13 protein-coding genes and 1 pseudogene are annotated in these 10382 nt (G+C 71.8%); all 14 read left to right on the top strand.

The features are described from left to right. Positions 1–38 precede the first annotated feature (38 nt). Positions 39–482, top strand: coding sequence for a 30S ribosomal protein S16 (gene rpsP / locus OHU74_RS26055; RefSeq protein WP_371618105.1), 444 nt, complete (start codon positions 39–41; stop codon positions 480–482). A gap of 2 nt (positions 483–484) precedes the next feature. Next, positions 485–724, top strand: a complete 240-nt coding sequence (locus tag OHU74_RS26060) for an RNA-binding protein (protein ID WP_030011889.1) — start codon at positions 485–487, stop codon at positions 722–724. Between the two features lie 96 nt (positions 725–820). Next, positions 821–1420, top strand: a complete 600-nt coding sequence (gene rimM / locus OHU74_RS26065; protein WP_371618106.1) for a ribosome maturation factor RimM — start codon at positions 821–823, stop codon at positions 1418–1420. Next, complete coding sequence (gene trmD, locus OHU74_RS26070; RefSeq protein WP_371618107.1) at positions 1420–2241, top strand: tRNA (guanosine(37)-N1)-methyltransferase TrmD; 822 nt, start codon at positions 1420–1422, stop codon at positions 2239–2241. Before rimM ends, trmD begins: the two co-directional genes overlap by 1 nt. A gap of 134 nt (positions 2242–2375) precedes the next feature. Continuing rightward, positions 2376–2726 (top strand): 50S ribosomal protein L19, encoded by a 351-nt coding sequence (gene rplS / locus OHU74_RS26075; protein ID WP_330298804.1) that lies wholly within the window; start codon positions 2376–2378, stop codon positions 2724–2726. 44 nt (positions 2727–2770) lie between these two features. Continuing rightward, positions 2771–3550 carry a signal peptidase I gene (gene lepB, locus OHU74_RS26080; RefSeq protein ID WP_371618108.1) on the top strand — a complete coding sequence of 260 codons (780 nt, stop codon included), beginning with the start codon at positions 2771–2773 and terminating at the stop codon, positions 3548–3550. 40 nt (positions 3551–3590) lie between these two features. Continuing rightward, a complete protein-coding gene (gene lepB / locus OHU74_RS26085; protein WP_371618109.1) occupies positions 3591–4424 on the top strand; it encodes a signal peptidase I in 834 nt (277 codons plus the stop codon). A gap of 104 nt (positions 4425–4528) precedes the next feature. Further along, a complete protein-coding gene (lepB, locus tag OHU74_RS26090) occupies positions 4529–5452 on the top strand; it encodes a signal peptidase I (protein WP_330298806.1) in 924 nt (307 codons plus the stop codon). A 43-nt stretch (positions 5453–5495) separates the two neighbouring features. After that, positions 5496–6272, top strand: a complete 777-nt coding sequence (gene lepB / locus OHU74_RS26095) for a signal peptidase I (RefSeq protein WP_371618110.1) — start codon at positions 5496–5498, stop codon at positions 6270–6272. Next, positions 6262–6792, top strand: a complete 531-nt coding sequence (locus tag OHU74_RS26100) for an NUDIX hydrolase (RefSeq protein ID WP_371618111.1) — start codon at positions 6262–6264, stop codon at positions 6790–6792. Before lepB (OHU74_RS26095) ends, OHU74_RS26100 begins: the two co-directional genes overlap by 11 nt. A 54-nt stretch (positions 6793–6846) precedes the next feature. Then, on the top strand, positions 6847–7155 hold the full coding sequence (locus OHU74_RS26105) for a DUF2469 domain-containing protein (RefSeq protein ID WP_005311352.1): 309 nt from the start codon (positions 6847–6849) through the stop codon (positions 7153–7155). A 153-nt stretch (positions 7156–7308) separates the two neighbouring features. Further along, entirely contained in the window at positions 7309–7680 is a 372-nt protein-coding gene (locus OHU74_RS26110) for a YraN family protein (RefSeq protein ID WP_215031530.1), read from the top strand. Continuing rightward, positions 7680–9305 (top strand): YifB family Mg chelatase-like AAA ATPase, encoded by a 1626-nt coding sequence (locus OHU74_RS26115; RefSeq protein WP_371618112.1) that lies wholly within the window; start codon positions 7680–7682, stop codon positions 9303–9305. The genes OHU74_RS26110 and OHU74_RS26115 overlap by 1 nt, the downstream gene beginning before the upstream one ends. Continuing rightward, a pseudogene (locus OHU74_RS26120) lies at positions 9302–10054 on the top strand (DNA-processing protein DprA); the annotation flags it as partial. The gene OHU74_RS26115 and the pseudogene OHU74_RS26120, both read left to right, overlap by 4 nt. Positions 10055–10382 lie beyond the last annotated feature (328 nt).

A 10382-nucleotide genomic window follows, 5' to 3' on the forward strand; every position in this document is an offset into this window, starting at 1 on the left:
TGTGCCCAACCACGTCAAGTTCAGGAGACACCACTCCAGTGGCAGTCAAGATCAAGCTCAAGCGCCTCGGCAAGATTCGCCAGCCGCACTACCGCATCGTCGTCGCCGACTCGCGCACCCGCCGCGATGGTCGTGCGATCGAAGAGATCGGTCTGTACCACCCGACGTACAACCCGTCGCGCATCGAGGTCAACGCCGAGCGTGCGCAGTACTGGCTGTCGGTCGGCGCCCAGCCCACCGAGGCTGTGCTCGCCATCCTGAAGCTGACCGGTGACTGGCAGGCGCACAAGGGCCTTCCGGCCCCCGCGCCGCTGCTGCAGCCGGCGACGAAGGAGAACAAGCGTCGCTCCTTCGACGAGTTCGCCAAGGCCCTCGAGGGCATCGGCGAGGGCAAGGGCGAAGCCATCACGCAGAAGGCTAAGAAGGCCGACAAGAAGGCGGACGAGGCTGAGGCCGAGACCGCCGAGTCGACCGAGGCCTGAGCATGCTCGAGGAGGCTCTTGAGCACCTCGTGAAGGGCATCGTGGACAACCCCGACGAAGTGCAGGTCGCCTCGCGCAACCTGCGTCGCGGGCAGGTGCTTGAGGTTCGGGTCCACCCCGACGACCTCGGCAAGGTGATCGGCCGCAACGGCCGCACCGCACGTGCTCTGCGTACGGTCGTGGGCGCCATCGGCGGCCGGGGGATCCGCGTCGACCTCGTCGACGTGGACCAGGTCCGCTGAGACCGCGTCCACTGCAAGAGTGAAACACCGGCACGGGCCGGGGAGGGCATACGTGCCCGCCCCGGCCCGTCGTCGTCTGAACAGGAGAGATGCACAGTGCAGCTGGTAGTCGCGCGGATCGGCCGCGCCCACGGGATCAAGGGTGAGGTCACCGTCGAGGTGCGGACCGACGAGCCCGAGCTGAGGCTCGGGCCCGGTGCCGTGCTCCAGACCGAACCGGCGTCGGCGGGACCGCTGACGGTGGAGACGGGCCGGGTGCACAGCGGGCGGCTGATGCTGCGCTTCGCGGGAGTCAAGGACCGTACCGGCGCCGAGGCGCTGCGCAACATCCTGCTCATCGCCGAGGTGGACCCGTCGGAGCTGCCCGAAGAGGAGGACGAGTACTACGACCACCAGCTGATGGACCTGGACGTGGTCCTCGAGGACGGCACCGCGGTCGGGCGGATCACCGAGATCTCGCACCTGCCCTCGCAGGACCTGTTCATCGTCGAGCGGCCGGACGGCACCGAGGTGATGATCCCCTTCGTCGAGGAGATCGTCGCCGAGATCGACCTCGAAGAGCAGCGCTGCGTCATCACCCCGCCGCCGGGGCTGATCGACGACCGCGCCGAGATCGCGTCCGAGCGCGACGCCGCCGAGGCCGGGACCGAGGCCGACGGTTCGGAGAACGCCGGGGCCGCCGGGGGCGGCGCCTGATGCGGCTGGACGTCGTCACGATCTTCCCCGAGTACCTGGAGCCGCTCAACGTCTCCCTGGTCGGCAAGGCCCGGGCCCGCGGGCAGCTCGACGTGCACGTCCACGACCTGCGGGAATGGACGTACGACCGGCACAACACGGTGGACGACACCCCGTACGGGGGCGGCCCCGGGATGGTCATGAAGACCGACCCGTGGGGCGAGGCCCTGGACGAGGCGCTGGCCGACGGCTACGAGGCGGGCGCGCACGGGCCCGTCATGGTGGTCCCGACCCCCAGCGGCCGGCCGTTCACCCAGGAGCTGGCGGTCGAGCTCTCCGAGCGCCCCTGGCTGATCTTCACCCCGGCCCGGTACGAGGGCATCGACCGCCGGGTCATGGACGAGTACGCCACCCGCATCCCGGTCTACGAGGTCTCCATCGGGGACTACGTCCTGGCCGGCGGCGAGGCGGCCGTCCTGGTCGTCACCGAGGCCGTGGCCCGGCTGCTGCCCGGGGTCCTCGGCAACGCCGAATCGCACCGCGACGACTCCTTCGCACCCGGCGACATGGCGAACCTGCTCGAAGGCCCCGTCTACACCAAGCCCCCGGAGTGGCGCGGCCGCGGCATCCCGGAGGTCCTGGTCAGCGGGCACCACGGCAAGATCGCCCGGTGGCGCCGCGACGAGGCCTTCCGCCGGACCGCGAGCAACCGCCCGGACCTGATCGAGCGCTGCGAGGCCTCCGCCTTCGACAAGAAGGACCGCGAGGTGCTGTCCATCCTGGGCTGGAAGCCTTCCCCTGACGGCCGATTTTGGCGTAGGCCCCAGACCGTGGAAGAATAGGCGGCTGTTGTGTGCTCGCGTACGCCCCTGCCACAGGGGGACCGTCGTCCGCCGAGTCCCGCAACTCCCGAATTCTCTACGGAAACCCCGCATCGGCGGCCTGTGGCGTCATGCGAAGAAAGCAGACGAATTACATGTCTCACCTGCTCGATGGCGTCAACGCCGCCACGCTCCGCTCGGACCTGCCGGCCTTCCGCCCGGGTGACACGATCAACGTGCACGTCCGCGTGATCGAGGGCAACCGCTCCCGTATCCAGCAGTTCAAGGGTGTAGTCATCCGTCGCCAGGGCGCTGGCGTCTCCGAGACCTTCACCGTCCGCAAGGTCTCCTTCAGCGTCGGCGTGGAGCGTACCTTCCCGGTCCACTCCCCGATCTTCGAGAAGATCGAGCTCGTCACCCGCGGTGACGTGCGTCGCGCCAAGCTGTACTTCCTCCGTGAGCTCCGCGGCAAGGCCGCGAAGATCAAGGAGAAGCGCGACCGCTGATCTGCTCTGCGTCTTGGGGGGACGGCCGGATAGGCTCGCCCCCGATGGACACCGAAGCACCTCACACGCAGCGCGGCCACTCTTCCCCCGACGAGGGGGAGGGGCGGTCGCGTTTCGTGTTTCCCGAAGGGGATTCCCCATCGGGCGCGGCTTCCGCTCCCGAGGCGGATTCGGCTTCCGGTGCGGGGTGGCTGACCTGGCGGCGGGCCGGGCTGCTGGGCGTGGCCTGCACCGTCTTCCTGCTGCTGCTCAGCAATTTCGTGCTCCAGCCCTTCCTCATCCCGAGCCGCTCGATGGAGCCCACGCTCGAGGTCGGGGACCGGGTGCTGGTCAACAAGCTGGCGTACCGTTTCGGCGACCAGCCGAAGCGCGGGGACGTCGTGGTCTTCGACGGCACGGGCTCCTTCGTGCCCGAGGCCCCGGCCGGGAACCCCCTCGGGAACGCCCTGCACGGTGCGGCCTCGGCGCTCGGGCTGGCCGAGCCCTCCGACACCGACTTCGTGAAGCGGGTCGTCGGCGTCGGCGGCGACGACGTGGTGTGCGACGAGCACGGCCGGATCAAGGTCAACGGAGTGCCGTTGGACGAGCCCTACCTGTTCCCCGGCGACACGGGCTCCAAGGTGCCCTTCCGGATCGTCGTGCCCCTTGGGACCCTGTGGGTCATGGGAGACCATCGTTCCCAGTCCCGGGACTCCCGGGATCACCTGGGGGAACCGGGCGGGGGGATGGTACCGGTGGAGAAGGTGATCGGGCGGGCCGACGGGATCGGCTGGCCGGTCTCGCGCTGGGGCTCCGTGGCCTCCGCGGGCGGCGGCCGTGGGTAGCCGGGGGCGCCCGAGAGGCGAGCGGGACGAGCCCGAGGCCGTGACCCGGGCCGAGGCCCCGGTGCCGGCCGGCGGCGCCGAGGCCGGTGGCGCCGAGGTCGGCGGCCGGGCGGACCGGCGACGGCTGGCCCGCCGGGTCCGGCGCAGGCGGCGTACCCGCAGGGTGGGAGAGCTGCCCCTGCTGGTGGTGGTCGCGCTGTGCATCGCCCTGATCCTCAAGACCTTCCTGGTGCAGGCCTTCTTCATCCCGTCGGGCTCCATGGAGGAGACGATCCGGATCGGCGACCGGGTCCTGGTGGACAAGCTGACGCCCTGGTTCGGCGCCAAGGTCGAACGCGGCGACGTCGTCGTGTTCAAGGACCCCGGCGGTTGGCTCGGCGGCGAGAGCGAGCGTCCGGAACCGGACCCGGTGGGGGTCAAGCAGGTCAAGCAGACCCTGACCTTCATCGGCCTGCTGCCCTCGGCCGACGAACAGGACCTGATCAAGCGGGTCATCGGGGTCGGCGGGGACACCGTGAAGTGCTGCGACGCCCGCGGCCGGGTCAGCGTCAACGGCTCGCCGCTCGAAGAGCCGTACATCAACCCGGGCAACGCGCCCTCGGAGATCCGCTTCGAGGTCCACGTGCCCGAGGGGCGGATCTTCGTCATGGGCGACCACCGGGCCAACTCGGCCGACTCCCGCTACCACCTCGACGAGGCCTTCCAGGGCACCGTCGACGAGAAGGAGGTGGTCGGCCAGGCCGTGGTGATCGCCTGGCCGTTCGGGCACTGGCGCCGCCTCGAACAGCCCGCCACCTTCCGGATGGTGCCGGACCAGGCGCGCGCCGGACGCCGCGCGCCCCGTCGGCGCCGTCGGAGCACGTCGTTCGCATAGTGTGTCCTGGGTCTCCCGCGCCTTCGGGAACTCCCGGTCGTTAAGGGAGGGGAGGGCCCGTGCCTGATCAGGCCCGGGCGTCGATTTCCGAATGAGGAGTGGATGTGGGGGATGTGGCGGTAGGCGCACGGTCCGGACGCGACGAAGGTGGCGAGCAGCCGGACGACGCCCACGAGCACGATGCCGTCCAGCGCGACAGCGATGAGACGGACGGCGTGGCGGCACGCCCGCACCGCTCGTTCTGGAAGGAGCTGCCGCTCCTGGTCGGAATCGCCCTGCTGCTCGCTCTGCTGATCAAGACCTTCCTGGTGCAGGCGTTCTCGATCCCGTCCGACTCCATGCAGAACACCCTTCAGCGGGGTGACCGGGTGCTGGTCGACAAGCTGACGCCCTGGTTCGGATCGGAGCCCGAGCGCGGGGAGGTCGTGGTCTTCCACGACCCCGCGAACTGGCTGAGCGGGGAGGCCACCCCCGAGCCGAACATCGCGCAGAAGGCCCTCAGCTGGATCGGCCTCATGCCGTCCGCGGAGGAGAAGGACCTGATCAAGCGCACGATCGCGATCGGTGGCGACACGGTCGAGTGCAAGCGGGGCGGCCCGGTCATGGTCAACGGCAAGGCCCTCGACGAGCCGTACATCTTCCCCGGCAACACCCCGTGCGACGACTTCCCCTTCGGGCCGCTCACGGTGCCCAAGGGCAAGATCTGGGTGATGGGCGACCACCGGCAGAACTCCCAGGACTCCCGCTACCACCAGCAGGACTCCACCCAGGGCTTCGTGCCCGTCAGTGATGTCGTCGGGCGGGCCGTGGTGGTCGCGTGGCCGCTCACCCGCTGGTCCACCCTGCCGGTCCCGGACACCTTCGACCAGCCGGGCATCGGCAACCAGGCCAAGGCCACTGCGCTCGGTCTCGGGGCCTCCGGACTGGCACCGGTCGGGCTCGGCCCGGCCGCTCTCGGGTTCGCCGGCGCGGTGCCGGTCGTACTGTGGCGCCGACGGAAGCTGACCTCGGGGCGTACTGGCAGGTAGGGTGCCGCCCAGGTCGACGATCTCCGAGTGTGGGGGCGCTGCAATGGGCGGAACACAAGCGATACGAGCAGGTAACGGCGATGGCCGCGGCGGTTTCGGCAACGTGTTGTCGGGAATCGCCGTGGCCATCGGCTTTGCGCTCTTCCTGGGCGGCTTCGTGTGGGGGGCCGTCGTGTACCAGCCGTACACGGTGCCGACCGACTCGATGATGCCGACGGTGATGCCCGGGGACCACGTACTGGCCCAGCGCATCGACGGCGGTGAAGTGCGGCGCGGGGACGTGGTCGTCTTCAAGGACGAGCAGTGGAGCGCTTCGCCCATGGTCAAGCGCGTCGTCGGCATCGGCGGGGACACCGTCAAATGCTGTGGCGAGGGCGGCCGGCTCACCGTGAACGGCAAGGAGCTCGACGAGCCGTACATCGCGGAGGAGAAGCTCGACGTGGTGGGCGCGCCGGGCGGATCCGCCTCGCGGACTCCGTTCGAGGTGACCGTCCCCGAGGGCAGCCTCTTCCTGCTGGGCGACCGCCGCGGCACCTCCCTGGACTCCCGGGCGCACCTGCAGGAAGCCGGCCAGGGCACGGTGCCCCGGTCGGTCGTGAAGGCCCGGGTCGACGCCCTGGTGTGGCCCTCCATGTCGATGCTGGAGCGGCCGCAGACCTACGCGGCCCTGCCCGGCGGGATCTCCAAGGCGGGGCCGCTGCGGCTCCAGGTGGCCGCCGTGGCGGTCGGGGCCGTGCTGGTCCTGCTCGGAGCCGCGTACGGGCCCGTCGTACGGGTCCTCGGGCGCGGCCGCAGGAAGGAGCCGGCCGGTGTCCGCTGACGCGAAGCCGGCGCAGGCCGGCCCGGGTGCGGGAGGCGCGGAGCCGCGCAGGGTCTCGCGCGTGGTGCTGCTGGACCCCGAGGACCGGATCCTGCTGCTCCACGGCTTCGAGCCGGGCGATCCGGCGGACGACTGGTGGTTCACCCCGGGAGGCGGCCTGGAGGGGGCCGAGACCCGGGAAGAGGCCGCGCTGCGCGAGCTCGCGGAGGAGACCGGGATCACCGAGGTGGAGCTGGGTCCGGTGCTGTGGCACCGCTACTGCGAGTTCCCCTTCGACGGGCGCCGCTGGGAGCAGGACGAGTGGTACTTCCTGGCCCGGACCGCACGCACGGAGACCGAGATGGGCGGCCTCACCGAGCTGGAGCGGCGCAGCGTCTCCGGGGCCAGGTGGTGGACCTCCGAGGAACTCCTGGCGGCCCGTGAGACGGTGTACCCGACCAGACTCGCGGAGCTGCTCCGCACGCTGCTCGACGACGGTCCCCCGGGTGCGCCCGTGAACCTGGCTCCGGAAATCGTTTAGGGGCGCACGGGCCTGGCGCACAATAGGGGGACGCAGGCTGAAGGGGAACATGCCATGAGTGCCGAGGACCTCGAGAAGTACGAGACCGAGATGGAGCTGAAGCTCTATCGGGAGTACCGCGACGTCGTCGGGCTGTTCAAGTATGTGATCGAGACGGAACGTCGTTTCTACCTCACCAACGACTACGAGATGCAGGTGCACTCGGTCCAGGGCGAGGTCTTTTTCGAGGTCTCGATGGCCGACGCGTGGGTCTGGGACATGTACCGGCCCGCCCGGTTCGTGAAGCAGGTACGGGTGCTGACCTTCAAGGACGTGAACATCGAGGAGCTCAACAAGAGCGATCTCGAACTTCCGGGGAGCTAGGCCGGCCCCTTGTCGGCGGCCCGGGGAGGGGTGCTCCCGAGCCGCCCGGTTCACCCGCAGGAGTGAGGGGGTTGTCCACAATGCCCTGACTGTCCACCAAGATCCACAAGGTGGGCGGGGACGCGGGACCGTCGGTGCCGGAGGTGGTGCCGGATGAACGCGAAGGGCGTGGCACAGCAGGCATTGGGACGGTACGGCGAGGAGCTCGCGACGCGGCGGCTCGCCGAGGCCGGGATGACGGTCATCGCGCGGAACTGGCGGTGCCGCAGCGGGGAGATCGACATCGTCGCCCGGGACGGGGACGCCCTCGTCGTGTGCGAGGTCAAGACCCGGCGGGCGGGGGAGTTCGAACACCCCATGGCCGCCCTGCGGCCCGGCAAGGCCGAGCGGCTGCGGAGGCTCGCCGGGCGCTGGCTCGCCGATCACGGCGGACCACCCCCGGGCGGGGTCCGCATCGACCTGGTCGGAGTCCTGCTGCCGCGGCGCGGTGCGCCCGTGGTGGAGCACATCAGGGGGGCCGCCTGATGGGGTTCGCGCGAGCCTGCTCGGTCGCCCTGGTGGGCGTCGAGGGCGTGGTGGTCGAGGTGCAGGCCGACCTGGAGCCGGGGGTCGCAGCCTTCACCCTGGTGGGGCTGCCCGACAAGACCCTGACCGAGAGCCGGGACCGGGTCCGGGCGGCCGTGGTGAACTCCGGGGCCGCCTGGCCGCAGAAGAAGCTCACCGTCGGCCTCAGCCCGGCCTCGGTACCGAAGAGCGGCGCCGGTTTCGACCTGGCCGTCGCGGCGGCGGTCCTCGGGGCCGCCGAGGTGGTCGACCCCGCCGTGATCGCCGATCTCGTGCTCATCGGGGAGCTGGGCCTGGACGGCCGGGTGCGACCCGTCCGCGGGATCCTGCCGGCCGTGCTCGCCGCGGCCGAGGCCGGATACCGGCAGGTCGTGGTTCCGCAGCAGTGCGCGGCCGAGGCCATGCTGGTCCCGGACGTCTCGGTGCTCGGGGTGCGCAGCCTGCGGCAGTTGATCGCGGTGCTGACCGACGGGGTGGTGCCCGAGGAGGATCCACCGGATCCGTCCGGACGGCCCGACCCGATGCTGGCCGGACTGGTCGTCCCCGGCGCCGGGCTCGGTACCGGGGTGGCCCGGGGCGGCGAGGACGGGCGGGACTTCCCGGACCTCGCGGACGTCGCCGGACAGCACTGCGCCCGCCGGGCCCTGGAAGTGGCCGCCTCCGGGGGCCACCACATCTTCCTGAGCGGACCTCCGGGCGCCGGCAAGACGATGCTCGCCGAGCGGATCCCCTGGATCCTGCCGCCCCTCACCCGGCAGGACTCCCTGGAGGTCACGGCCGTCCACTCGGTCGCGGGCCTCCTGCCCCCGGGCGAACCGCTCGTCGCCCGGCCTCCCTACTGCGCTCCGCACCACTCGGCGACCATGCAGTCCCTGGTCGGGGGCGGGGCGGGGGTGCCCAGACCCGGAGCGGTGTCGCTGGCCCACAGGGGAGTGCTCTTCCTGGACGAGGCGGCGGAGTTCAGCACCAAGGTCCTGGACGCGCTGCGACAGCCCCTCGAAGCCGGGCACGTGGTCATCGCGCGGGCCGCCGGGGTGGTGAGGCTGCCGGCCAGGTTCCTGATGGTCCTCGCGGCCAACCCCTGCCCGTGCGGCCGCCACACCCTGCACGGGGCCGGCTGCGAATGCCCGGCCTCGGTGATCCGGCGCTACCAGGCCCGGCTGTCGGGGCCGCTGCTGGACCGGGTGGACCTCAGGGTGGAGGTCGAGCCGGTCACCCGCTCCGATCTGCTGGGCCGCAGCGGCCGGGGCGAAGCCACGGCGGTGGTCGCCGACCGGGTCCGGGAAGCCCGGGACCGGGCCGCGGTCCGGCTGGCCGGGACCCCGTGGCGGCTCAACGCCGAGGTGCCCGGGTACGAGTTGCGGACCCGCTGGCAGGCCGGGCCGGGTGCGATGGCCCAGGCGGAGCGGGACCTGGAGCGAGGGCTGCTGACCGCGCGGGGCCTGGACCGGGTGCTCCGGGTCGCCTGGACGGTGGCGGACCTGCGCGGTCACGACCGCCCCGACCCGCTGGACGTGGCCGTCGCCCTGGAACTGCGTACGGGCATCGCCCGCGGAGCGACGGCGGCGATGGGCCCGGGCTCATGACCGGCCCCACGGACCCCCTCGGCTGCTCAGCCCCCGAGCCGGGGCCGGATCCGGGGAGGGGATCGGAGTCGGAGCCGGGGCCGGAGGTGCTGGCGAGGGCCGCGCTGACCCGGGTGCTGGAGCCGGGGGAGGAGCACGGCGGGCGCTGGCTGCGCGCGTACGGGGCGGTCGGGCTGATACGGCTGCTGACCGGGCCCGAGCCGGACCCCGGGGTGCTGACCGGGGTCGGCGCCGAGCGGCTGGCCGGCTATCGCAGACGGGCGGCGCTGGCCGACCCGCGGCGGGACCTGGCGGCCGTCGCCGAGGCGGGCGGGAGGTTCGTGTGCCCGCCGTCGGCGGAGTGGCCGACCCAGCTGGACGAGCTGGGTGATGCCCGGCCCGTCGGGCTGTGGGTGCGGGGCCGGCCGAGCCTGCGGACCTGGGCGCTGCGCTCGGTCTCGGTGGTCGGGGCGCGAGCCTGCACCCCGTACGGGGCACACATGGCCCAGACCCTCGCCGCCGGGCTGGCCGAGCGCGGCTGGGTGGTCGTCTCGGGGGCGGCGTACGGGATCGACGGCGCCGCCCATCGGGGCGCCCTGGCCGCGGGCGGTGCGACGGCCGCCGTGCTGGCCTGCGGGGTGGACGTGCCCTACCCGCGCGGGCATGCCGGCCTCCTCGGCCGGATCGCCGCCCAGGGGCTCGTGCTCGGGGAACTGCCGCCGGGGAGCCATCCGACGCCGAGCCGGTTCGTCCTGCGCAACCGGGTCATCCGACATTCTCTGGGGGATGCTCGGCCGCGCCGCTTGCGTCTTAAGGGTCCTTGCAGCTCAGGGCACTACGAGGCAAGGCTAACCAGCACGACAGGTGTGGTGCCATCGCCCAGTTGGGGGACGCCCTGCTGCGAGCCGGCTTCGCGAACGAGCATCGCTGGTCACCCGCTGGACTGAATCGACTCAATCGGGATGTAGCGGGCAGGGCGGCGTCGATGGTGTCGCTGAAGCTCCGTTGGTGCGGCGCCGGGCGGCCGGCGATCTGAGAGATTTCGGGACTTGTCGTGCTACTCAGGCTTAGGGTGGCCCTCAGTCAGTCGCGCAGGTG

The sequence above is a fragment of the Streptomyces sp. NBC_00454 genome (genome assembly GCF_041434015.1).
GTDB lineage: Bacteria > Actinomycetota > Actinomycetes > Streptomycetales > Streptomycetaceae > Streptomyces.

Bases quoted from the DNA above. Each gene is read 5' to 3' on its own strand.
- rplS (WP_330298804.1), top strand. From the start codon at position 2,376: ATGTCTCACCTGCTCGATGGCGTCAACGCCGCCACGCTCCGCTCGGAC.
- OHU74_RS26105 (WP_005311352.1), top strand. From the start codon at position 6,847: ATGAGTGCCGAGGACCTCGAGAAGTACGAGACCGAGATGGAGCTGAAG.
- OHU74_RS26115 (WP_371618112.1), top strand. From the start codon at position 7,680: ATGGGGTTCGCGCGAGCCTGCTCGGTCGCCCTGGTGGGCGTCGAGGGC.
- lepB (WP_371618110.1), top strand. From the start codon at position 5,496: ATGGGCGGAACACAAGCGATACGAGCAGGTAACGGCGATGGCCGCGGC.
- OHU74_RS26110 (WP_215031530.1), top strand. From the start codon at position 7,309: ATGAACGCGAAGGGCGTGGCACAGCAGGCATTGGGACGGTACGGCGAG.
- lepB (WP_371618108.1), top strand. From the start codon at position 2,771: ATGGACACCGAAGCACCTCACACGCAGCGCGGCCACTCTTCCCCCGAC.
- trmD (WP_371618107.1), top strand. From the start codon at position 1,420: ATGCGGCTGGACGTCGTCACGATCTTCCCCGAGTACCTGGAGCCGCTC.
- OHU74_RS26060 (WP_030011889.1), top strand. From the start codon at position 485: ATGCTCGAGGAGGCTCTTGAGCACCTCGTGAAGGGCATCGTGGACAAC.